At 66.0% G+C, this 23,087-nt stretch carries 18 protein-coding genes and 1 pseudogene; 14 read left to right on the forward strand and 5 right to left on the reverse strand.

The annotated features are described in order from the left end of the window. The first annotated feature begins 28 nt into the window (after positions 1–28). The 5 genes from LJ760_RS07715 (at position 29) to LJ760_RS07735 (ending at position 5,755) form a co-directional block, all read left to right on the forward strand. Positions 29–772 carry an MIP/aquaporin family protein gene (locus tag LJ760_RS07715; protein ID WP_227921407.1) on the forward strand — a complete coding sequence of 248 codons (744 nt, stop codon included), beginning with the start codon at positions 29–31 and terminating at the stop codon, positions 770–772. 63 nt (positions 773–835) lie between these two features. After that, positions 836–2,359, forward strand: coding sequence for a glycerol kinase GlpK (gene glpK / locus LJ760_RS07720; RefSeq protein ID WP_227921415.1), 1,524 nt, complete (start codon positions 836–838; stop codon positions 2,357–2,359). A gap of 146 nt (positions 2,360–2,505) precedes the next feature. Then, on the forward strand, positions 2,506–3,849 hold the full coding sequence (locus LJ760_RS07725; RefSeq protein ID WP_227921417.1) for a flavin-containing monooxygenase: 1,344 nt from the start codon (positions 2,506–2,508) through the stop codon (positions 3,847–3,849). Next, the gene (locus tag LJ760_RS07730; RefSeq protein ID WP_227921420.1) at positions 3,849–4,787 is read left to right on the forward strand and encodes a bile acid:sodium symporter family protein; all 939 of its coding nucleotides are present in this window, start codon (positions 3,849–3,851) and stop codon (positions 4,785–4,787) included. The genes LJ760_RS07725 and LJ760_RS07730 overlap by 1 nt, the downstream gene beginning before the upstream one ends. Next, a complete protein-coding gene (locus tag LJ760_RS07735) occupies positions 4,784–5,755 on the forward strand; it encodes an SDR family oxidoreductase (protein ID WP_227921422.1) in 972 nt (323 codons plus the stop codon). The genes LJ760_RS07730 and LJ760_RS07735 overlap by 4 nt, the downstream gene beginning before the upstream one ends. Here the strand turns inward: LJ760_RS07735 and LJ760_RS07740 are convergent. Beyond that, positions 5,746–6,792, reverse strand: a complete 1,047-nt coding sequence (locus LJ760_RS07740) for a sigma-70 family RNA polymerase sigma factor (protein WP_227921424.1) — start codon at positions 6,790–6,792, stop codon at positions 5,746–5,748. The two genes, LJ760_RS07735 and LJ760_RS07740, sit on opposite strands and share 10 nt — an antisense overlap. A 343-nt stretch (positions 6,793–7,135) precedes the next feature. On the opposite strand from LJ760_RS07740, the gene leuS reads away from it, so the two are divergent. From leuS to holA, 7 genes and pseudogenes are all read left to right on the forward strand, one after another. After that, complete coding sequence (gene leuS / locus LJ760_RS07745; protein WP_442860654.1) at positions 7,136–9,637, forward strand: leucine--tRNA ligase; 2,502 nt, start codon at positions 7,136–7,138, stop codon at positions 9,635–9,637. A 13-nt stretch (positions 9,638–9,650) separates the two neighbouring features. After that, positions 9,651–10,784, forward strand: coding sequence for a DegV family protein (locus LJ760_RS07750; protein WP_227921429.1), 1,134 nt, complete (start codon positions 9,651–9,653; stop codon positions 10,782–10,784). A gap of 64 nt (positions 10,785–10,848) precedes the next feature. Further along, positions 10,849–11,517, forward strand: coding sequence for a hypothetical protein (locus tag LJ760_RS07755; protein WP_227921431.1), 669 nt, complete (start codon positions 10,849–10,851; stop codon positions 11,515–11,517). A gap of 420 nt (positions 11,518–11,937) precedes the next feature. Beyond that, on the forward strand, positions 11,938–12,765 hold the full coding sequence (locus LJ760_RS07760) for a helix-hairpin-helix domain-containing protein (protein WP_227921434.1): 828 nt from the start codon (positions 11,938–11,940) through the stop codon (positions 12,763–12,765). A gap of 10 nt (positions 12,766–12,775) precedes the next feature. After that, complete coding sequence (locus LJ760_RS07765; protein ID WP_227921437.1) at positions 12,776–14,800, forward strand: ComEC/Rec2 family competence protein; 2,025 nt, start codon at positions 12,776–12,778, stop codon at positions 14,798–14,800. A gap of 54 nt (positions 14,801–14,854) precedes the next feature. Beyond that, positions 14,855–15,610, forward strand: a pseudogene (locus LJ760_RS07770) (ComEC/Rec2 family competence protein); the annotation flags it as partial. Between the two features lie 189 nt (positions 15,611–15,799). Continuing rightward, positions 15,800–16,837, forward strand: a complete 1,038-nt coding sequence (gene holA, locus LJ760_RS07775; protein ID WP_227921439.1) for a DNA polymerase III subunit delta — start codon at positions 15,800–15,802, stop codon at positions 16,835–16,837. A 290-nt stretch (positions 16,838–17,127) separates the two neighbouring features. On the opposite strand, the gene rpsT is transcribed toward holA, so the two are convergent. After that, a complete protein-coding gene (gene rpsT, locus LJ760_RS07780) occupies positions 17,128–17,388 on the reverse strand; it encodes a 30S ribosomal protein S20 (protein ID WP_146361896.1) in 261 nt (86 codons plus the stop codon). Positions 17,389–17,562: 174 nt separating this feature from the next. Next, on the reverse strand, positions 17,563–18,237 hold the full coding sequence (locus tag LJ760_RS07785) for a type II toxin-antitoxin system PemK/MazF family toxin (RefSeq protein ID WP_227921441.1): 675 nt from the start codon (positions 18,235–18,237) through the stop codon (positions 17,563–17,565). A gap of 174 nt (positions 18,238–18,411) precedes the next feature. On the opposite strand from LJ760_RS07785, the gene lepA reads away from it, so the two are divergent. Further along, complete coding sequence (lepA, locus tag LJ760_RS07790; RefSeq protein WP_227921442.1) at positions 18,412–20,265, forward strand: translation elongation factor 4; 1,854 nt, start codon at positions 18,412–18,414, stop codon at positions 20,263–20,265. Beyond that, positions 20,262–21,494 (forward strand): radical SAM family heme chaperone HemW, encoded by a 1,233-nt coding sequence (hemW, locus tag LJ760_RS07795; RefSeq protein ID WP_227921443.1) that lies wholly within the window; start codon positions 20,262–20,264, stop codon positions 21,492–21,494. The genes lepA and hemW overlap by 4 nt, the downstream gene beginning before the upstream one ends. A gap of 59 nt (positions 21,495–21,553) precedes the next feature. On the opposite strand, the gene LJ760_RS07800 is transcribed toward hemW, so the two are convergent. Then, positions 21,554–21,982 carry a DUF4870 domain-containing protein gene (locus LJ760_RS07800; protein WP_255766287.1) on the reverse strand — a complete coding sequence of 143 codons (429 nt, stop codon included), beginning with the start codon at positions 21,980–21,982 and terminating at the stop codon, positions 21,554–21,556. A gap of 117 nt (positions 21,983–22,099) precedes the next feature. Continuing rightward, positions 22,100–22,948 (reverse strand): DUF3097 family protein, encoded by an 849-nt coding sequence (locus LJ760_RS07805; RefSeq protein ID WP_227921444.1) that lies wholly within the window; start codon positions 22,946–22,948, stop codon positions 22,100–22,102. Positions 22,949–23,087 lie beyond the last annotated feature (139 nt).

Consider the following 23,087-nt stretch of genomic DNA (forward strand, 5'->3'; position numbering starts at 1 on the left):
CAGATACGAATGATCGGAGGAGTCGATGGTGACTCTCGGAGAAGTTTTCATCAGTGAGCTGGCAGGCACTGCCATCCTCATTATTCTGGGCTGCGGCGTTGTGGCCAACGTCGCGCTGGCGAAAACGAAGGGTGCCGGCGGCGGGTTCCTGATGGTCAACTGGGGGTGGGCCATCGGTGTGTTTGCCGGCGTGTACGCGGCCGCTATTTCCGGCGCGCACATCAACCCCGCCGTTACGGTAGGCCTCTGGGCAGCCGGCAACGAGGAGTTTGCGCCGGGCGTGGAGGTTTCCTTCGGCGCGGCCATGGTCTACTTCGCCGGACAGATGGCCGGTGCCATCATTGGTGCCTTCGTGGCGTGGCTCGCCTACAAGAAACAGTTCGACGACGAACCCGACGCCGCCAACATCCTGGGCGTCTTCTCCACCGGCCCGGCCATCCGGTCCTACGGCTGGAACGTTGTGACCGAGGTCGTGGGCACATTTGTCCTCGTCTTCACCATCGTTGCCTTCGCGGGAACCCCCACGGAACTCGGCCCGCTGGCCGTGGCCCTCGTGGTGCTTGGCATCGGTGCCTCCCTCGGCGGCCCCACCGGCTACGCCATCAACCCGGCCCGTGACCTTGGACCCCGCATCGTGCACGCCCTGCTGCCCATCCCGGGCAAGGGCAGCAGCGACTGGGCCTACGCCTGGGTACCCGTCGTCGGCCCGCTGATCGGCGGCGCCCTGGGCGGCCTTCTCGGCGCCCAGATTCCCCTCCCGCTTCCGGTATAAGCGCACCGGCCGGTGCCCTGGCCCGGCCACCCCCAAAGACCCCCACCGCAAGGAGCAGAAACAATGCCTGACAATCCCAGGTACATCATCGCCATCGACCAGGGCACCACCAGCAGCCGGGCCATCGTCTTCGGCCACGACGGAAACATCATTTCCACCGGGCAGAAGGAACACGAGCAGATCTTCCCGCACGCCGGCTGGGTGGAGCACGACCCGATGGAGATCTGGACGAACGTCCGCGAAGTTGTCGGCAGCGCTCTGTCCAAGGCCAACCTGACCCGGCACGACATTGCCGCCGTCGGCATCACCAACCAGCGTGAAACGGCAGTGGTCTGGGACCGCAACACGGGCGAACCCGTCTACAACGCCATCGTCTGGCAGGACACCCGCACGCAGCCCATCGTCAACGAGCTGGCGGAAAAGGGCGGTCTGGACCGTTTCAAGGACACCGTTGGCCTGCCGCTGGCAACGTACTTCTCGGGTACGAAAATCAAGTGGATCCTGGACAACGTTGAGGGGGCACGTGAACGGGCAGAGGCGGGGGACCTCATGTTCGGCAACACGGACTCCTGGATTGTCTGGAACCTCACCGGCGGGACGGACGGAGGCGTGCACATCACGGATGTGACCAACGCTTCCCGCACCCTGTTCATGAACCTTGAGACACTCACCTGGGATGAGGAGATCCTCAAGGAATTCGGTATCCCGCGGTCGATGCTGCCGGAAATCAAGTCCTCCTCCGAGGTCTACGGCATGGTTGCGGGTTCGCAGCTGCTGCGCGAAACCCCGGTGGCCGGTATCCTCGGCGACCAGCAGGCCGCAACGTTCGGGCAGGCCGCGTTCGAGAAGGGCAACGCCAAGAACACCTACGGAACCGGCTGCTTCCTGATCTTCAACACCGGCGAGGAGATTGTCCGTTCCGAGAACGGACTCATCACCACCGTTGCCTACCAGCTCGGCGACGCCAAGCCGGTCTACGCCCTCGAGGGTTCCATTGCCGTCACCGGTTCCCTGGTCCAGTGGCTCCGCGACAACCTGGGCATCATCAACAGTGCCCCGGAAATCGAAGAGCTTGCCCGCAAGGTGGAGGACAACGGCGGCGTGTACATTGTGCCGGCGTTCTCCGGACTGTTCGCACCGTACTGGCGTGCGGATGCCCGCGGTGCGATGGTGGGCCTGACCCGTTACGTGAACAAGAACCACATTGCCCGGGCAGCACTGGAAGCGACCGCGTTCCAGACCAGGGAAGTACTGGATGCCGTGAACGCCGACTCCGGCGTTCCGTTGACGGAGCTGCGGGTGGACGGCGGCATGGTCGCCAATGACGCCCTCATGCAGTTCCAGGCCGACATCCTCGGCGTGGACGTGGTCCGGCCCAAGGTCATCGAGACCACGGCACTGGGCGCCGCCTACGCTGCCGGCCTGGCCGTCGGGTTCTGGAACGACACCGACGAGCTCGAGCAGAACTGGGCTGAAGGCAAGCGCTGGACCCCGCAGATGGATGACGCCGAACGCCAGCGCCAGATGCGGCTTTGGAAGAAAGCCGTCACCAAGACCTTCGACTGGGTTGACGACGACGTTGAGTAATCCGTACGCATAGTGAAAGGCCCCGGCAGCGAGACTGCCGGGGCCTTTCGCATCTCTGCACACTGAGCCGGTTTGACCGGCACATCCACCCTTGGGTAGCGTTCGGGCAGCATCGACAGTGATGCAGGTCACAGAAACAGGTGGAAGTGTCTCCCGCAGCAAACGCCGTCCGATCGGAACTGCCAGTCGCCGTCATAGGCTCCGGACCCAGTGGCCTTGCCGCCATGCGTGCCTTGTCCCGGCAGGGACTGGACTTTGTCGGCTTTGAACAGCACACGGACGTGGGCGGGCTCTGGAACATCGAGAATCCAGCCAGCACGGTTTACGAATCGGCGCACCTGATCTCCTCGAAATCCACCACCCAGTTTTCCGAGTTCCCCATGCCCCGGGACACTCCCGACTATCCCGGGCACCGCCACCTGCACGCCTATTTCCGCGCCTATGCGGACCACTTCGGTTTGCGCCGCTTCATCCGGTTTGGCGTGTCGGTCACCGCAGCGGTGCCGGCCGACGACGGCGCCTGGACGGTTTCGTGGGAAGGCTCCGACGGGCACGGCAGCGGCCGTTTCAGTGCTGTCATCGTTGCGTCCGGCACCCTGCACACGCCGGCAATGCCCGCCCTGCCCGGCCGGTTTGCCGGGGAGGTCCGCCATTCCGCACAGTACAAAGATGCCCGGGAGCTCGCGGGAAAACGGGTGCTGATTGTCGGCGCAGGCAACAGCGGCTGCGACATTGCCGTGGACGCCGTCCACCACGCCGCCGCCGTCGACATCAGTGTCCGGCGCGGTTATTACTTCATTCCCAAGTACGTCTTCGGCCGGCCAACCGACACCCTGAACCAGGGCAAGCCGCTGCCCCGGCCGCTGAAGCAGTTCTTCGACAAGCGGCTGCTGCGCATGTTCACCGGAGACCCGCACCGCTTCGGCTTCCCGAAACCCGACTACCGCATCTACGAGTCCCATCCGGTGGTGAATTCCCTGATCCTGCACCATCTGGGACACGGGGACCTGCAGGTCAAGGGCGACATTGCCCGGCTGGACGGGAACACCGTGCACTTCCGGGACGGCAGCACGGGGGAGTATGACCTCCTCCTGCTCGCCACCGGCTACGCCCTGGACTATCCGTTTTTGGATCCGGCGCTGCTCGGCTGGGACGGCCCGTCGCCGTCGTTGTACCTGAACATCTTCAGCCGCCAGGCGGAGAACCTGCTGGTCATCGGCATGGTGGAAGCTTCCGGACTGGGGTGGGAGGGAAGGTTCCGGCAGGCTGAACTGGCAGCCGCCTACCTTGAAGCCCAAAAACACTCCCCGGCGGCCGCGGGGGAGTTCCGGCAGCTGCTGGCGGGGAAGTCTCCGGATGTCACCGGCGGCTACCGCTATCTGGGTCTGGACCGGATGAGCTACTACGTGAACAAGGACGCCTACCGTGCCGAACTCGATGCCCACCTGGACCTGCTCCCCGCTGCCGCTCGTGAAAAGGTGAACCACTAATGCCCATCGACGACGTTGTACTGAACTTCACGCCGGCTTCCCTGCTGATCCTGAACGTGGTGCTGGCGATCATCATTCTCGGCATCGCCCTCGAGGTGCGTCCGGCGGACTTCCGGACCGTGGCGCGCAGCCCGAAGGCCGTGCTGCTGGGAATCTGCGCCCAGTACCTGGTGCTTCCCGCGGTGACGGTAGGGCTTGCGCTCCTCCTCCAGGTCCCGGCATCCATCGCCCTGGGCATGATCCTCGTTGCCTGCTGCCCGCCCGGCGGCATTTCGAATGTGCTCACCCACCGGGCGCACGGCAACGTCGCCCTGTCCGCTTCCATGACCGCCGTCTCCAACCTGGTGGCCATCGCCGTGATGCCGCTGAACGTGGCGCTGTGGGCGCGGCTGAATCCGGCCACCGCCGGGCTGATGCGGGACTTCTCGCTGGACCGCTGGGAAATGCTGGTCCAGGTCCTGCTTATCATCGGCGTGCCCTTTGCCGTCGGCATGCCCCTCGCCCGGCGCTTCCCCGCGGTGACCGACATCCTGCGGCCCTGGGTGCAGCGGATCGGCCTGCTGGCCCTGCTGATTTTCATTGTTGCCGGGACGGCCAGCAACCTTGGGCCGCTCCGCGAGCATTTGGGCACCATCTTCCTGGTCGTGCTGCTGCATGATGCGGTGGCACTGGCTGTCGGATACTGGACGGCGGCTGCGGTGCGGCTGGACGAACCCAGCCGGCGGGCCTTTACCTTCGAAGTAGGTGCCCGCAATACCGGACTCGGGCTGGGTCTGACCCTGACCTTCTTTGCCGGGCTGGGCGGGATGGCGATGGTGGCTGCCTGGTGGGGCATCTGGGACATCCTTGCCGGACTGCTGCTGGCCGCCTGGTGGCGACGGCGGGATGCGCGCCGCAGTGCGGCGGCCAAGCCAGAGCCGCGGGAGACAGCACGATGACCCGCATCTGCGTCACCGGCGGCAACGGTTTCCTGGGCAGTGCGGTGGTCGCCGGATTGGCGGACCATCCCGAAATCTCCTATGTCCTCAGCCTCGACATCCGGGAACCGGCGGAGGACAGGAGGATAGACGGCGTGCACTACGCCTTGGCCGATGTGTGTTCCCCGTACATGGCCCAGCTGCTGGAGTTCCACCGGATCGACACCGTGGTCCATCTGGCCGCCATCGTGAACCCGGGCAAGCACACCACCCCGGAACAGGAATTCTCCGTGGACGTGGTGGGTTCACGCAATGTACTGGCGGCCTGCATCTCTTCCGGAGTAAAGCACGTGGTCATTTCCTCCTCCGGTGCCGCCTACGGTTACCACCCGGACAACGCCCCGTGGCTGAAGGAAACCGATCCGCTGCGAGGCAATGACGAGTTTGCGTATTCCCGGCATAAACGCCTGGTCGAGGAGGAGTTGGCCCGGGTCCGCGAAGAACATCCCGAACTGCAGCAGACCATCTTCCGGATCGGCACTATCCTCGGCGAGCGGGTCCGCAACCAGATCACCGCCCTTTTCGACGCACCGAGGCTGCTGCGGGTAGCCGGAAGCGAGTCTCCGTTTGTCTTCATCTGGGATGAAGACGTGGCCGGCATTATGGTGCAGGCCGTCATCACGGGACGCAGCGGCATTTTCAACGTGGCCGGAGACGGGGCCCTGACCGTCCGCGAAATCGCCGGGCTGCTGGGACGCGGCACCGTCACGGTTCCGGCACCGGTCCTGGCCGCCGCGCTCTGGCTGGGACACCTGCTGCGGCTGACCGTCCACGGGCCGGAGCAGGTGAGGTTCCTGCGCTACCGGCCGGTGCTGGACAACACCGCCCTGAAGCAGGAGTTCGGGTTTACCCCCACCCGCACCAGCAGGGAAGCGTTCCTCGCGTTCCGGGCCGCCCGGGACGCCGCCCGGGACTTGCGTCAGAAGTAGGAAACCCCGTTCGTCTTGAAGGGCAGTCCCAGGCCGCCGGCCACCTCGGACAGGACTTCCGGGCAGAAGAAGTACCACCGGAGCTCGGCGATCAGCGGTTCCCCGACGGCACAGCTGAGGCGAAGGACATCGGCCACAACCTCGGGAGTTTCCGGCGCATCCTTGGGGCGTTCCCACAGGAGGATCACGTCCTCGCCGTCATAGCGGTGCACGCTGGCCCGGTAGAGCTCTGCGGCGTCCGGCCCGAAAGTGTGCGTCATGGAGCCGGTGCGGATTTCCTCGTGTCCGGTTTCGCTGACGTTGCCGATCACCTCCGTGCGTCCGCCGGCCAGGAACAGGCTGACCATGGCATCAATGTCGTAGGAGTTGAAAGCATCCGCGAGGCGGCGCAGCAGTTCCGGGTGTCCCTCCGGCTGGGGTGAGCCGGCCTGTGTTGACCTGGTTTCGGCGCCGGACCCGGACCCGGCGGCAGCGCCGTCGTCGGCGGGTTCTCCCGCCCGGGCTGTTGCCAGCGTGCCCCGGCCGCGGTGAAGCGCGGACTTTACCGCCCCGGCGGTGGTATCCAGCATTTCCGCGATCTCGGCCAGGGAGTAGTGAAACACGTCCTTGAGGACCACGCAGGCTCGTTCCCGGGGAGGCAGGACCAGCAGCAAATGCCCCAGCGCCGACTCCACCTCCAGGGACACCAGGGGGTCCGCGCCGTCGTAGGGCAGATCGACGCCCGGTTCGCTGAAGTCCTGCACCGTTATCCGGCCGCTGCGGCGCAGGGTGTCCAGCCAGGTGTTCGTGGCGATCCGGATCAGCCAGGCCTGCACGTTGCTGATGGGTTCGTGCCGTTGGGAGGCATCGGAGAGGGCCTTCACCAGGGTTTCCTGCAACAGGTCCTCGGCATCCCAGACAGTGCCGGTCAATCTGCGGCAGTAACCGTAAACGGCCGGGCGCACAGGCTCGAGCGCCACAAGGAAGTTCCGTCTGGCCTGCCGGAGTTCTCCGGCAGAGACGTTTACCGGTTCCGGCTTTGTTGCTGCTACTGACATTCCTGGCTCCATCCGTTCGGCCGCCCCGGCGGCTCCTGCGACAACAATGGCATTTTTGCTTTTGTCCTACCGGGTAGACGCACGGGAAGGGGCAAAAGATACGCCGGGGTCCATCCTGCCTGCGGCTCACCCGAACGCACTGGCCCCGGGGGCCGTGTGCTGTTGTAAAGTGGAGAAATGATCGCAGTACTCCTCCTTAGCTAGCCGCGCACCGTCCGTGCGCGGCCGCCCCTTGCTTGTCGAGGGGCTTTTGTGTGTCTGGGGAGGACCCAAAAATTTATCGGGCCGGATTTACCGACGGCCCGCAGCGCGGATCGATTTTCTTTGAGGACAGAGGCGAAGCATAGTGAGCACGCAGTCACAGACTGATCAGCAGGAAGAGGCCGTCTACAGTTTCGCGGCCATCGAGCAGAAATGGCCGAAGGTCTGGGATGACCTCGGTGTTTTCACCCCTGCCGACGACGGCTCGCGCGAACGACGCTATGTACTGGACATGTTCCCGTACCCCTCCGGCGACCTGCACATGGGCCACGCCGAAGCGTTCGCGATGGGCGACGTCGTCGCCCGTTACTGGCGCCAGCGCGGGTACGACGTGCTGCACCCGATCGGCTGGGACTCCTTCGGCCTCCCCGCGGAAAACGCGGCCATCAAGAACAACGCGCACCCCAGTGACTGGACCTACCGCAACATCGAGACGCAGGCGGAGTCCTTCAAGCGCTACGCCATCAGCGTTGACTGGTCCCGCCGGATCCACACCTCGGACCCCGAGTACTACCGCTGGACCCAGTGGCTGTTCACCCGGTTCTACGAGCGCGGCCTGGCCTACCGGAAGAATTCCCCGGTCAACTGGTGCCCCAAGGACCAGACCGTGCTGGCCAACGAACAGGTAGTCAACGGTGCCTGCGAACGCTGCGGAACCCAGGTCACCAAGAAGTCGCTGAACCAGTGGTATTTCAAGATCACCGATTACGCCGACCGCCTGCTCGATGACATGGAGCAGCTCAAGGGCCACTGGCCCGAGCGTGTCCTGGCCATGCAGAAAAACTGGATCGGCCGCTCCGAGGGCGCGCACGTCCGGTTCAACATCGAGGCCGACGGCGGCAAGCCCGCCGAGCAGGTCACCGTCTTCACCACCCGCCCGGACACCCTGGCCGGGGCAACCTTCTTTGTTGTCGCCGCGGATGCCCCGCTGGCGCTGGACCTGGTGACGGACGAAAACCGCGATGCGTTGCTGGACTACCGCGAATCGGTGAAGGCTCTCTCGGACATCGAGCGCCAGTCCACCGAACGCGTCAAGACCGGCATCTTCACCGGCCGGTACGCCGTGAACCCGCTGAACGGTGAGAAGCTGCCCGTCTGGGCCGCCGACTACGTGCTGGCGGACTACGGCACCGGCGCCATCATGGCAGTCCCGGCGCACGACCAGCGTGACCTGGACTTCGCCAAGACTTTCGACCTGCCCGTCAAGGCGGTCCTGGACACCGGTGAAGAGGATCCCGCCGTCAGCGGTGTGGCCACCACCGGCGAGGGCACCCTGATCAACTCCGGCGCCCTGGACGGCCTGCCCAAGGCCGAAGCCATTCCCGCCGCCGTCCGGATGCTCGAGGAGCAGGGCACCGGCGAGAAGTTCGTGAACTTCCGCCTGCGTGACTGGCTGCTGTCCCGGCAGCGTTTCTGGGGTACGCCCATCCCGATCATCCACTGCGAAAACTGCGGCGAGGTTCCGGTCCCCGATGACCAGCTGCCCGTCACGCTGCCCACCGGGCTGCGCGGCGAAGCGCTGGCTCCGAAGGGCACCTCTCCGCTGGCCTCCGCGGAGGAGTGGGTCAACGTGGCCTGCCCGAAGTGCGACGGTCCCGCCCGGCGCGATACCGACACCATGGACACGTTCGTGGATTCGTCCTGGTACTTCATGCGCTTCGTGTCCCCGCATTTCACGGAGGGACCGTTCGATCCCGAAGCGGCGAAGAACTGGATGCCGGTCGGGCAGTACGTGGGCGGCGTTGAACACGCGATCCTGCACCTGCTCTATGCGCGTTTCTTCACCAAGGTGGTCCACGACATGGGGCTGCTGGAAGCCAGCGAGCCGTTCAGCTCGCTGCTGAACCAGGGGCAGGTGCTCAACGGCGGCAAGGCCATGTCCAAGTCGCTGGGCAACGGTGTGGACCTGGGCCAGCAGCTGGACAAGTACGGTGTGGACGCGGTGCGCCTGACCATGATCTTCGCTTCCCCGCCGGAAGACGACGTCGACTGGGCGGATGTGTCGCCGTCGGGCTCCGCCAAGTTCCTGGCCCGCGCGTGGCGCCTGGGGCAGGACATCACCAGCGAACCCGGCGTGGACTACTCGGCCGGGGACCGGAAGCTGCGTGCGCTCACGCACCGGACCGTTGCCGATGCCACCGACCTGCTGGAGAACAACAAGTTCAACGTAGTGGTAGCCAAGCTGATGGAGCTGGTCAACGCGACCCGCAAGGCCATCGACTCCGGTGCCGGCGCCGCTGACCCGGCAGTACGCGAGGCCGCGGAAGCCGTCGCCGTCATCCTGAGCCTCTTCGCGCCCTACACGGCCGAGGATCTCTGGAACCTGCTGGGCCGCGATGCCTCCGTCGTAAACGCCGGCTGGCCCGTGGTCGATGAAACCCTGCTGGTGCAGGACACGGTCACCGCCGTTGTCCAGGTGCAGGGCAAGGTCCGCGACCGGCTCGAGGTCGCCGCGGACATCAGCGAGCAGGACCTGCGGGAAGCCGCCTTGGCATCCGACGCAGTGCAGCGGTTCCTGGACGGACGCAGTATCCGTACGGTGATCGTCCGGGCGCCGAAGCTCGTCAACATCGTCCCGGCCTAGGGCCCGGACAACCATGGACTGGCTCGAACGGCTCGCAGCGCGGGCCAGGGGACGGCAGCGGGAAACCGCGGCCGTCCCCGGGCCGTCCGTGGGAGTGGTGACCGATTCGGCGTCGGCACTGCCGGCTGGCTGGGCGGAAGCGGCCAACGCCGCTGATTTCGTCCGGGTGGTTCCCATGCCCGTGATGATCGGGGACCAGATCTTCGGCGAAGGATCCGCGGACCTGATTCCGGCCCTTGCCCTGGCCATGGCACAGGGCCACGAAGTGCGGACCTCCCGGCCGGCGCCGGGGCAGTTCGAAGCGGCTTACCGCGAGCTGACTGCCGCCGGGTGCACGTCCATAATTTCCGTCCATCTCTCCGGGCAGCTTTCCGGGACGGTGGATTCGGCGCGGCTGGCCGCCCGTTCGGCTGAAATTCCGGTGGAGGTCATCGACAGTGCGACGGCGGCCATGGGCCTCGGTTTTGCCGTGGCGGCCGCGACGGAGAGTGCCCGGTCCGGTTCCTCCGCGGCGGAGGTCGCGGCATGCGCCCGCTCGGTAGCGGCCGAAGCAACCATCCTCTTTTACGTCCCCAGCCTGGACCAGCTGCGCCGGGGCGGACGGATCGGCGCAGCGGCCGGCTGGCTGGGAACTTTGCTCGCCGTGAAGCCGATCCTGGTGGTCCGCGACGGCATGGTTGTTCCGCTGGAACGTGTTCGGACCGCACCCAAAGCGCTGGCACGACTGGCCGAACTGGTGCAGCAGGACATTGCCGGACGCGACGGGAAGGTCCGCGCGGCAGTGCACCACTTCGGCAACGCCTCGGAAGCCGAACGGCTGGCCGGGATCATCGGCGCCGCCGTGCCCGAGGTGGAAATCCTCATCTGCCCGCTGCCCGCCGTCCTGGCCGCGCATGCCGGGCTGGGGGTGCTGGCCGTAGCGGTTGCCGGAGATGCACCGGATCCTGCCCGGCAGAGCGTGCAGGGCGCGGGCCCGGCTGGTAGTGATGCGCCGGTGGACGGGAGCGCCGCTGAAGATGAAGGCGGCCGCACTGGTACCGGCAACGCAGCCGGGAAACCGGTGGCCAAAGGTTCGGCATCCCGGACCAAGTCCGCCGGGACCAAAGCCAAGGGCAGTAAGACTTCCGGCGGCGGCGCCAAGAATTAGCCTGCACAAATCGTGGTGAATGCGTGAAAATCGGGTGTTATAGTAAGCGGAAAATTTGCCCCGATTGAAAGCGATTACTGCCATGGCACCGTTTGGATTCGGCAAGAACAATGAAACTGCTCCGGCCGCTCCGGCTGTAGACCTTGGAAAAAAAGCCGGTGCCATTTCCCTTGAAAAGGGGAACCGGGTCACCATTGAGAAAACACCGGTAGTCACCGCCCGCTGCGAATGGTCGTCCAACACCGACTATGACCTATACGCCCTGGTCATTCTCAAGGATGGAACAGAGTTGGTTTGTTCCACTTTCGGCTCTGACGCCCAGCCGGTTGCCACACCGGAACTGCTCGGCGGTGCAGTCCGCCATCTTGGCGACGTGGGACGCGGGCAGAACGGCAAGGCGCAGGAAACCATTGAAATCAAGCTGACCGACGAAATTGAAGCGGTCGTTCCCATTGCTTACTCAGCTCAGTCCAATGGTATGGGCTCTTTCCGTAAGTACGGGGTGTCGCTGGGAATCGACAACGGCTCCGGAACCAGCGTAACTATCGATTCGGCAAATGCTTCCAAGCGTATGAGCGTCTTCACTGTTGCCATCGGAGTTATTCGCAATACTCCCGAAGGGGTTGTCGTGGAGTCGCTGGAGAGTTACTCAAAGTCGCTGAGTGAATTCCGTCCGGCTTGGCAGAATGGCCAGGTTGTTATGGATGCAGGATCCAAGAACATCTTCAAGTAAATCCGGGACCGGATTAATGCAGGGGCCGATAGTTTCTGTTCCATCCGGACCGGACCCTGGCGCAGCATTTCCTTTCGGGGATGGCAACCCTCGTACAGCCCGCCTGTGGACCCCAGACGGCACCGGGGGGGGCCTCGGCAATGGACTCAAGGATGCCGGGGCGCCCGGGTACGACCAGCGTCCTGCCGTCCAGGATCCACCTCGGTTCGCTGACGGCTTCCCGGCAGGAATAGAGGTCTTGGACCGTGAGGTCGGCTGGGGACGGTGAGGGACCCCAACGGGTCAGGAGTAGCTTCGGGAAATGCGCGGCCGTTTGTCTCGTCCTCAACAGTGCCGTTTCTGAGCGGCGGCTCGCTCCGGTCCGTCCACCGGCCTCAACACCGTGGAACCCCGGCGGGTGGCGATAGCTAGTTTTGTCCAATGGCACAGCATCGTTGGGACACCTCGGACGTCCATGTCCCTGATCCGCAGGGGGCGGAGCCGTCGGGCGATTCCCGCCCCGGACTGAGGCGCCGTTGGGCGTTCTCCCTGCCGGCAGCGGTGCTGGCGGTGTGTCTGCTGCTGGGCTGCGCAGCAGCGATCGTACTGTTCCGGGACCGAGATCCGGTTCCGGTGGCCAGCATCGAACTGTCCCCGCCTGCCGCGGACCCGTCATCTGCCTTCGATCCGTCCGCTGAAAGCAGCGGCAGCCGGCGGGATGCTTTGTCTCCTGCGTCCGCTACCCCGTTGCCTTCGGCTTTGCCGGCAGGTCCGGGGGAGCCTGACGGGGGCCCGGCAACCACGGTGGTTCACGTGGCTGGGGCCGTGCAGCGCCCCGGCGTCGTCCGGTTGCCGCCGGGCAGCCGGATCGTTGACGCCGTTGAAGCCGCCGGTGGAACGGCAGCCGACGCGGACCTCTCGGGCGTGAATCTCGCGGCGTTGGCGGAGGACGGCGCGATGGTGCTTGTTCCGAGGATCGGGGAGAACCCGCCGCGCCCTGCCGGCACGGGAGGAAATGCGGCGGAGGGCGGTGCATCCAACGCGGCTGGTTTAGGAGCTCAGTCCGACGGCGCTTCGGGCAGTATCAACCTGAACACTGCAGACTTGGCCCGGCTTCAAACTCTGCCGAGGGTCGGTCCGGTGCTGGCCGAGCGGATCATCGCGTGGCGTACCGAGCACGGGAGGTTCAACCGGCCCGAAGATCTTGACGCGGTTCCCGGGATCGGGGAAGCGATGATGGCTGCGTTGCTCCCGCTGGTTACCGTCTAGCAGTTGACGAATGTCCAGCCGGGAAAAGAGCAGGTGGTCACGGTACGTCGCGTCGGCATTGGATCCGGAAGCGCAGCCCTCGGTTCCGCAGGAAACCGGCCGTCCGGAAGCAGTTAACGGGGAGGCAAACACGGACCGTGGCGCGGCCGTCGGCGGCCGGTGGAAGGGGCGCCGGGTCGGAATCGGCAGGGCACGGGAAGCCTGGGACAACCGGGAGACCGCATCCGCTGACGCGCCGCCTCCGCTCCGTGAACTGCGGCTCCTGCCTGCGGCAGCAACGGTATGGGCCGCAGCCTTTGCCGCGGTCCGGTTACCGCCGTCGGCGGGATGGGCTTTGGCAGGCCTGGCCGCTGTCCTGGCGGTCCTCCTGGTCGTGGCAGCATCACGGGGGCAGGCGCGGGATCCACGGGGAGGAAGCACCCGTCCGGCAACATCCCGGAGGACCCCCCGCGGCCGCAGAAGCAGCCTCGTGCATGCCGGTGCCGCTGCGTTCCTGCGAGGTGCCGCTGTCCCTGCCGCGGCGGCAGCACTGGTCTGTGCTGGCGCAACGGCCAGCTTGGCGGCACGCACCGGCGGCCCTATCTCCGGCCTTATTGCCGAAAAAGCCGCCATCACGGCGGAACTGCGGGCCGCATCGGACGCGCGGCCTGCGGCGGCGGACCGGTTTACGGGAAAGCCGCGTTATCTCATTGACGCCGTGGCGGAATCGGGCACTGCGGACGGCCATCGGTTCGGTACCTCGGCAACGCTCCTGGTTGTTGGCGGCGTGGATTATGCCTCCATCAGGTTGGGGGACCGGTTCAGCAGTGCCGGATCCCTTCAGCCTCTTCCGGCAGGGGACCGGAACCTTGCCCTGCTGCGGGCTGCCGTTCCACCCGAGGTTACGCCTGCCGGCGGCTGGTACACCGTGACGGCCGGACTCCGCGGAGCGTTTGTCCGGGCGGCCGAAGACCGCGGTGCGGACGTCGAGGGACTGCTTCCGGGCATGGTGCTCGGTGACCGGGGCGGCCTCGATCCGGGCCTGGAGCAGGCGATGAAGAATACCGGCCTGACCCATCTGACAGCTGTCTCGGGCGCCAACTGCAGCTATTTGCTGGCATTCATCTTCCTGAGTGCCCGGGCGCTGCGGATGCCGCGGGCGCCGGCGGTGCTGCTGGCCTTGACCGGGCTCACCGCGTTCGTGCTCCTGGTACGGCCGGACCCCAGCGTGCTGCGCGCAGCGGTAATGGGCGGGCTGGGCACCCTCGCTGTGCTCTCCGGACGGGGACGGCTTTCGGCAGCACTGCTCTTCCTGTCGATCTCCGTACTGCTGTGCATCGATCCCTGGTTGTGCGGAAGCTACGCGTTCATCCTGTCAGTCTGCGCGACGCTGGGTCTTATTGTCCTGGGACCGCATCTGGTGCGGGTGCTGTCGAGGCGCCTGCCCCGCTGGTTGGCAGCGGCCCTGGCCATACCCGTCGCAGCACAGCTGTTTTGCTCCCCGGTCCTGGTGCTCCTGCAACCTCAGCTGCCGGTGTACTCGGTCCCTGCGAATCTGGCGGCCGCGCCCGTTGTTCCTGCCGTGACGATTGCGGGGATGCTTGCCGTCGCACTGGTGGGTGTTGCTCCGGCGTTGGCGGCACCGCCGCTTCTGCTTGCGGCCGCGGGAGCCTGGTGGGTGGCAAAAACTGCCCGGTTCTTTCAGTCCGCTCCCGGTGCGTTGGCGGCGTGGCCGGAGGGCAGCCTTGGTGTGGTGCTCATGGGCGTGTGCGCGGGCGCAGCCGTTGTTGGCATCCTGTACCTCTCGCGGCGCGCGGGCGGCGGGGTATTCCCGGCCCGGGCGGAACGGGCGGAACGGGCGAACGGGAAGGACGGGAAGGACGAAGCGGACCAGGGGGACAGACGCGCCGGGTCCCGGCGCCGTGCTTCGGCAACAAACGCGGAGGCAGGCTTCGCAGGGTGGCGCAGCCCCCGCCGGCGCTTGGTAGCGGCAGGAGCCGCCGCTTCGCTGGTCCTGCCGGGCGGTGCGGTCCTTGCTGTCCGTGCCCTGCAATGAGAACGGGGCCAGGAGGATGAGTGGGTTGTTGCCGCCTGCGACGTCGGGCAGGGGGACGGGTTTGCGATCCGTGCGGGGCCGGACAGTGCGGTGGTGATCGATGCCGGCGGAGAACCCGACCCCATGGATGCCTGCCTTGATCGGCTGGGGGTGCGGACCGTTGAGTTCCTGGTACTCACTCATGCGCATCTGGACCATTACGGCGGTGCTGCCGGAGTGCTTTCCGGACGGTCCGTGCTGCAGGTGGGCTACTCATCGGCGGATCCTGAACTGCCGGAGGAACTGTCCGGGGAGTTGGCCGGAACGGCAGCACCCCGGACACGCCTGACCCGGGGGATGGCTGGAACGGCCGGCCTCGTACAGTGGGAGGTCCTCTGGCCGCCTGCTCCCGACAGTGCGGTACCTGCGGCCGGAGACGGGGAGGAGAACAATGCCAGTGCCGTCCTGCTGGTGACTGTTGGGGGTCCGGGCCAGGGGGAGCGGCCGCTGCGGATACTGTTCACCGGTGATGCCGAGGAGGAGGCGGCTGCAGAGATTCTCGCAACGCAGGCCGATCTTCGTGCCGGCGTCGACGTGCTGAAGGTAGCCCACCACGGGGCACGCAACGGCGGTGATGGCTGGTTCCGCGCAGTCCGACCGTCCCTGGCACTGATTTCCGTTGGTGCCGATAATGAGTACGGGCACCCGGCACCGGAAATCCTGGCACAGCTCCGGGCTGCCGGCACCTGGGTGGCACGGACCGACCAGCACGGCACGGTAGTGGTGGTCCGCGAAGGCAACGGTCTTGAGGTCCAGAGCCTGCCGCCGTAGGTCCGGTAGGTCCCGTAGGCCCGTAGGTCCTGCTGAGGATCGGCAGACACGGCGGCAGGGGGACGGAAAATTGGCCGCCGACCGGGACCGTGGCAATCTTGGAGGGAGGCTATCCGCGGTGCGGATACCTTTCGATCCTTCGCCCCGGCAGGCCGGAAAGGCCGCCACACAATCCCAGGAGCACCAGCTGTGAATCCGGCAGTCCCTTCCAAACGCAGCTCCGGCAGTAAGTCTTCGGCAGGTAAGTCCTCAGCGACGGTCTCCTGGCGTGAGGTCGAACCCGCCCCGGTGGTCCTGCTGGCAGGCCCCGAGGACTATCTGGCCTCCCGGGCCCGGGACCGGCTGCGCGGGCTGCTCCGGGAGAAGCAGCCCGACACGGAGTTGGTGCACTTCGATGCCTCCTCCTATGCCTCTGGGGAACTCACACTGCAGTCGAGCCCCTCACTGTTCGGCGAGGCCAAACTTATCGAGGCCGTGAATCTAGCGTCGATGAACGAGGATTTCCTCACCGAAACGCTGGCCTACTTGAAGGATCCGTCTCCGGATGCCGTTCTGGTGCTGCACCACGCGGGCGGCAACCGGGGCAAGAAGCTGCTGGATGCGGTCAAGGCGGCCGGAGCCCCGGTCGTGGAGTGCCAGCCCTTCAAGAAGGATGCAGAGAAGCTGGACTTCGTCACTTCGGAGTTCCGCACTGCCCGTCGCAGGATTGACCCGGGCGCGGCCAGGGCGCTGGTAAACGCCGTCGGGTCCAGCCTCTCCGAGCTTGCAGCCTCCTGCCAGCAGCTGATCAGCGATTCCACCGGCGAGGTCACCGAGGAACTCGTAGAGCGCTATTACGGCGGGCGGGTCGAGGCCACGGCCTTTAAAGTCGCCGACGCCGCTCTGGCCGGCCGCGCTGCGCAGGCGCTGTCCATGCTCCGGCATGCGCTGGACACCGGCGTGGATCCGGTGCCGCTCGTGGGCGCCCTGGCCATGAAGGTCCGTGCAGTGGCGCGGGTAGCCAACCTGCGTGGCTCCTCTGCCTCGATGGCCAAGGAACTGTCCATGGCGCCCTGGCAAGTGGACCAGGCTCGGCGGGATGCCCAGCGGTTTACCTCGGAGTCCCTGATCGAAGCCGTCCAGGCCCTCGCCGAAGCGGATGCACAGGTCAAGGGCGCCGGACGGGATCCCGTGTACGCCGTGGAACGGGCCGTCACCGTCATAGCCCTGGCGGCCTCCGGGCGCTAGCAGCAGTTAGCCAGCCGGCACGCGCTGGTCCCGCTATGCCCTGCGGGCACGTGCTGGTCCCGCTATGCCCGCCGACACACCAGCGGGCTGCGCCCAGTGTCCCGCATTCACCCGCCCCGCCGGCATGCACCGCACCGCTGTCCGGAACAGCCCGAAACGCCCGAAACGCCCGGAAGCACCCGGAAACGCTGGAAACGCCCGAAACAGTCCGGAAGCGCCGACTTAAACCAAAGCGTGGCCGGTCCCGAGGGACCGGCCACGCTGAGTAAGTCTGTAATGCTGGCTGCTGGTTAGAGCGCGCTGACCTTCTTGGAGATGGCCGACTTGCGGTTGGCAGCGTTGTTCTTGTGGATTACGCCCTTGCTGACGGCCTTGTCCAGCTTGCGGCTGGCGGTCTTCAGCGCTTCGGCTGCTGCGTCCTTGTCGCTGGCCTTGACTGCGGCATCAACCTTGCTGATGACGGTCTTCAGCTCGGACTTCACCGAGTTGTTACGCTGACGCGCCTTCTCGTTGGTGAGGATGCGCTTCTTCTGGGACTTAATATTGGCCACTTATAAACTCTCTTTGTATTGCGGACTTGGTCGGTGAGGGTATTTCAGCCCAGACATTGACTGAGCGGCGTGGGGATACCGTAATGGCGTCTGAACCAAAGTGCCCGTCGACCTGCGCGGACACACAGCAATAAATGTTAGCAGAGTTTGGGCTCCGGTAACTAAAGTGCCGGTTCAGCGTGCCGGGCGCATCACGGCCAGCCGACGGGCAACTGTCTGGAACACGTTCCTATCCATGATTGCACCTTGCCGGCGCACACTGCCCGGTTCGAGCTGGAGCACGCGGTCCAGCTTGACCTCACTGGGACGCCCCTTGCTGTCCCACGGGCCGGTGCCGACGTCGAGGTACCTCGGGTCCGAACCGCTGCTGTTGTTCCGGTCCCGGCTGGTCATCATCAGGCCCAGCAGCAAGCCGCCGCTCCGCCCGATCAGCAGGACCGGACGGTCCTTGCCCTGGCTGGGGTCGTCTTCGTACGGGACCCAGGCCCACACCACTTCGCCGGGATCGGGATCGCCGTCGGGCTGCGGGGCGTAGACCGGAGTGACGGGACCGGAGTAGTCACCGAGGTAACCCGTCCCGGCGGCCGCCGGCGCAGTCCGCGCGGACGACGGCGACGACGGCGGCGACTGCCGGTTCGCCGGGGTGCGCGGGGGTGCTGCCTTGGTCCCGGGGGAGGGCGACGGCGTCCGGCGGGTTTCCGGCGCCCGGCGGGTCTCCGGCGTGCGAGGGCGGGCCGGGCGGCGGGTTTCGCGGCTGCTTTCGGCGGGGCCGGCGGAGGAGGAAGCAGAGCGCAGCAGGCGCAGGGCCGAGCGGGCAAAGGAGGCAAAGGCGCGGGCATTAAAGGGCATGGCACTACGTTATGCTCCCGGCCACGAAACCTCAGGTGCGTCCGGTTCCTGCTGCGGCAGGCAAACGTGGGAGACTGTTAACTCGATAGAACACCCACCAGACCGCCAGGACCAAGGACACCCGCGCACCGCGCCGCGTCCGGCTTGTCCCGGAACAGTAAAGGAACCGCCACAGTGTCACCCATGGCCCGCTTCTCGCCGGTGCCTGCCGCGACGGATCCGGCGATCATCAGAAACTTCTGCATCATCGCCCACATCGACCACGGCAAGTCCACCCTGGCCGACCGCATGCTCCAGTCCACCGGAGTGGTTGAGCACCGGAACATGAAGGCCCAGTACCTGGACCGGATGGATATCGAGCGTGAGCGCGGCATCACCATCAAGTCCCAGGCCGTGCGCATGCCGTGGGAGCTGGACGGGCAGTCCTACGCCCTGAACATGATCGACACACCGGGCCACGTGGACTTCACCTACGAAGTTTCCCGTTCCCTGGCTGCCTGCGAAGGAGCAGTGCTGCTGGTGGACGCCGCCCAGGGCATCGAGGCGCAGACGCTGGCGAACCTTTACCTGGCGATGGAAAACGATCTCACCATCATTCCGGTCCTGAACAAGATCGACCTGCCGGCGGCACAGCCGGAGAAGTACGCCGAGGAACTGGCGAAGCTGATCGGCGGCGATCCGGAGGACGTACTGAGGGTTTCCGGCAAGACCGGTGTTGGCGTTGAAGCCCTGCTGGACCAGATTGTCCGCGAGATTCCGGCACCGGTGGGCGACCCCAATGCTCCCGCCCGAGCCATGATCTTCGACTCCGTGTATGACACTTACCGCGGCGTCGTCACCTATGTCCGCGTGATCGACGGTTCGCTGTCCCCGCGTGAACGCATCCAGATGATGTCCACCCGGGCCAGCCATGAACTCCTCGAAATCGGCGTCAGCTCTCCCGAGCCCACCCCGTCCAAGGGCCTGGGCGTCGGTGAGGTGGGCTACCTCATCACCGGTGTGAAGGACGTACGCCTGTCCAAGGTGGGCGACACCGTCACCAACCTCGCGAAGCCGGCCGAGAAGTCACTCGAAGGCTACGCAGATCCCAAACCCATGGTGTTCTCGGGGCTGTACCCCATCGACGGCGCCGACTACCCGGTGCTGCGCGAAGCGCTGGAAAAACTGATGCTCAACGATGCCGCGCTGGTGTACGAACCCGAGACATCCGCGGCCCTGGGCTTCGGCTTCCGTGTGGGTTTCCTGGGCCTGCTGCACTTGGAAATCACCCGTGAACGGCTCGAGCGCGAGTACAACCTGGACCTGATCTCCACCGCCCCCAACGTGGAGTACGAGGTGACGCTCGAAGACAAAAAGGTGGTCACCGTGACCAACCCCAGCGAGTACCCCGAAGGCAAGATCAAAGAGGTCCGCGAGCCGATGGTCTCGGCCACGATCCTGGCGCCGAACGAATTTGTCGGCGCCATCATGGAGCTGTGCCAGTCCCGCCGCGGTGTCCTGGGCGGCATGGACTATCTCTCCGAGGACCGGGTGGAAATCCGGTACCGCCTGCCGCTGGCCGAGATCGTTTTCGACTTCTTTGACATCCTCAAGTCCAAAACCCGCGGCTACGCCTCCCTGGACTGGAAGGCCGACGGCGAACAGGTCGCCGACCTGGTCAAGGTGGACATCCTGCTCCAGGGCGAGCAGGTTGACGCCTTCAGCTCCATCACGCACAAGGACAAGGCCTACGCCTACGGCGTCATGATGACCGGCAAGCTGCGTGAGCTGATCCCGCGGCAGCAGTTCGAGGTGCCCATCCAGGCGGCCATCGGCTCCCGCATCATCGCCCGCGAATCCATCCGCGCCATCCGCAAGGACGTGCTTGCCAAGTGCTACGGCGGCGACATCAGCCGTAAGCGCAAGCTGCTGGAAAAGCAGAAGGAAGGCAAGAAGCGCATGAAGATGGTGGGCCGCGTGGAAGTTCCCCAGGAAGCCTTCGTGGCTGCGCTTTCCTCCGACGAGTCCAAGGACAAATCCAAGAAGTGACACCCAGTGCACTGCCCCTCGGAGACCCGGCACCCGCCGACGGTCTCCTCCCCGCACAGGCCGCGGACGGAGCAGCGGAGCGGAACTTCGGACTGTACGTCCATATTCCGTTCTGCTCCGTCCGCTGCGGCTACTGCGATTTCAACACGTATACGGCCACCGAGCTGGGCGGCGGTGCGTCACAGGCTGCCTACGGCGGCACGGCGGCCCGCGAGGTGGTCTTCGCCGCGGACGCCCTCCGGCGTTCGGGCCTGCCGGAGCGCCGGATGGGCACCGTCTTCTTCGGCGGCGGCACACCCACGCTGCTCCCGGCGGAGGATCTCGCGCTGATCCTTAGCACCGCCGTCGACCAGTGGGGCCTGGCTCCCGGCGCCGAAGTCACCACCGAAGCGAACCCGGACTCCGTCACGCCGCAGTCCCTGCAGCTGCTTGCCGACGCCGGCTTCACCCGGGTTTCCTTCGGCATGCAGTCCGCCGTGCCGCACGTGCTGGCAGTGCTGGACCGCACACATATGCCGTCGAGGGTTCCGCAGGCCGTGCAGTGGGCGCGCGACGCCGGCCTGCACGTGAGCGTGGACCTCATCTACGGGACCCCCGGGGAGTCCATGGCTGACTGGAAGCACTCGCTCGAAGAGGCGCTGAGCTACGAGCCGGACCACATCTCCGCCTACGCGCTCATCATCGAGGAAGGCACTAAACTCGCCGCACGGATGCGCCGCGGCGAGGTTCCGCCCATCGACGACGACGACCACGCCGACAAATACGTGCTGGCGGATGAAATGATGACCGCCGCCGGGCTGAACTGGTACGAGGTCAGCAACTGGGCCCGCACCCCCGAGGATCAGTGCCGGCACAACCTGGCCTACTGGCGCAGTGATGACTGGTGGGGCGTTGGTCCGGGAGCGCATTCACATGCCGGCGGCGTGCGCTGGTGGAATGCCAAGCATCCCACCGCCTATGCCCAGCGGATCGGCGCGGGGGAGTCGCCCGCCGTCGGACGAGAGACCCTGGATGCCGATACCCGGTACGTGGAAGACGTTATGCTGCGGACCCGGCTCGCCGAAGGCCTGGCACTGGACCGGCTGCGTGAGCCCGGCAGGCTGGCCGTGGCGGGACTCATGGCCGACGGCCTTGTGGATCCGCGCGCTGCGCTGACCGGCAAGGTGATCCTCACCCCGGCGGGCCGGCTGCTGGCCGACGCAGTGGTTCGACGGCTGCTGCCGGACTGAGTCGCGCGGCCGTCCCGGCACACCTGCCCGGACGGCGGCGGCAGATCCGCCCTGCGGCGCTACTTGATGCGGCGCAGGTTGAGCGGGTAGCGGTACGGCCGGCCGCGGTTGCACTCGATGCCCGCGATCACCGAGGACACGGCCACGTAGACCCAGATCATGGCATTGAGCACGGCAAAGAAGCCGCCGATCTCGGGAATGAAGGACAGGGCCCAGACCGTCAGGGCAGCAATGCTGGGCGGAAGCGTGAAGTTCAGCGCTTCCTTGGATTCCTGGGCAGTGAACGGACCGCGGTCGCGGAACACCAGGTAAATGATCAGCGACGGAACAAAAGCGAGGATGCCGCCGAAGTGCGCCAGAGTTGCCCACTGCCGGTCTTCGGACGCGGTCAGCGGCAGTGCGTTGGCCGGAGCCCCCTGGTACACGGGACGCTGCGCTCCGCCGTGTTCTTCCGGTCGGGGGCGGTGGTTCTGGCGTGTGTTGGACACGGCGTATATTCCTTTTGGCTCATGGTGACACAGGGTCGGTCCGCTACTACGTATTCCTCAAGAGTACTGGCTCGCGCACTTCCTCACGGAAAGGAAAGAGGCAGTGCGATGCGCGTCTCACCCGGGAACGGTCAGGAAATCGATGACTTCCTCCACCCGTCCGAGCAGTGACGGTTCCAGATCCGCATAGCTGTTCACCTGCCCCAGCAGCTTCTTCCAGCCCATGGCGACGTCGGTGTGGTCCCGGTGCGGCCAGCCCAGTCCCTGCAGGATTCCGGTTTTCCAGTCCAGGTGACGGGGAACCACCGGCCAGGCGGTACGTCCGATCACGGACGGCTTGATGGCCTGCCAGACGTCCACGTACGGATGCCCGACAATCAAGACGTTGCCCGGCGCGCCGGGGGAGGTCATCGCCTCGGCTGCGATGCGCGATTCCTTGGAACCCGGAACCAGATGATCCACCAGGATGCCCAGCCTGCGTCCCGGGCCCGGGGCGAACTCCCGGACCGCGGAGTACAGGTCATCGACGCCGTGGAGGGGCTCGACGACGATCCCTTCCACCCGCAGGTCATCGCCCCAGACCTTCTCCACCAGTTCGGCGTCGTGCTTGCCCTCCACCCAGATACGGCTGGCCCGGGCGGTGCGGGCGCGCTGGTTGGCGACGCGCACCGAGCCGGACGCCGTCCGGGCCGGTCCTGCCTTGGCTGCCGCCGCGGCCGCGGGCACAACTTCCACCGGCTCGCCCTCGAGCAGGAAGCCGAAGCCCAGTTCGAAGGATTTCTTTTTCCCGCGCCGGTCTTCCAGCACCATCAGGTGCAGTCCGCCGGATTTCTCCACGCGTACCACCGCACCAACCCAGCCCGAGGCAACGTCCTCAAGGACCAGGCCGGTTTCGGCGCCGACTTTGCGCAGGACGGTCCGGGCCGGCGCAGTGATGTCCTGCGGACCCCAGGAAAAGCTGGACACGGAAGTTGCCTCACTTACGGTTCTGATCGGGCGGAAACCGCAGCAGGCCACGGGTTCCTCAATGCTAGCAACGCTGCCGATCCGTACTAGACTTGGCACTTGAACACTGTGAGTGCTAAACGTCCGGCGCTCTGCCCAT

The sequence above is a fragment of the Arthrobacter sp. zg-Y895 genome, from assembly GCF_020731025.1.
GTDB lineage: Bacteria > Actinomycetota > Actinomycetes > Actinomycetales > Micrococcaceae > Arthrobacter_B.

Excerpts from the sequence above, each read along its gene's own strand:
- LJ760_RS07740 (WP_227921424.1), bottom strand. The coding sequence starts at position 6,792 with ATGTCAGTAGCAGCAACAAAGCCGGAACCGGTAAACGTCTCTGCCGGA.
- LJ760_RS07750 (WP_227921429.1), top strand. The coding sequence starts at position 9,651 with ATGGACTGGCTCGAACGGCTCGCAGCGCGGGCCAGGGGACGGCAGCGG.
- LJ760_RS07765 (WP_227921437.1), top strand. The coding sequence starts at position 12,776 with ATGTCCAGCCGGGAAAAGAGCAGGTGGTCACGGTACGTCGCGTCGGCA.
- LJ760_RS07785 (WP_227921441.1), bottom strand. The coding sequence starts at position 18,237 with ATGCCCTTTAATGCCCGCGCCTTTGCCTCCTTTGCCCGCTCGGCCCTG.
- LJ760_RS07735 (WP_227921422.1), top strand. The coding sequence starts at position 4,784 with ATGACCCGCATCTGCGTCACCGGCGGCAACGGTTTCCTGGGCAGTGCG.
- LJ760_RS07760 (WP_227921434.1), top strand. The coding sequence starts at position 11,938 with ATGGCACAGCATCGTTGGGACACCTCGGACGTCCATGTCCCTGATCCG.
- glpK (WP_227921415.1), top strand. The coding sequence starts at position 836 with ATGCCTGACAATCCCAGGTACATCATCGCCATCGACCAGGGCACCACC.
- LJ760_RS07730 (WP_227921420.1), top strand. The coding sequence starts at position 3,849 with ATGCCCATCGACGACGTTGTACTGAACTTCACGCCGGCTTCCCTGCTG.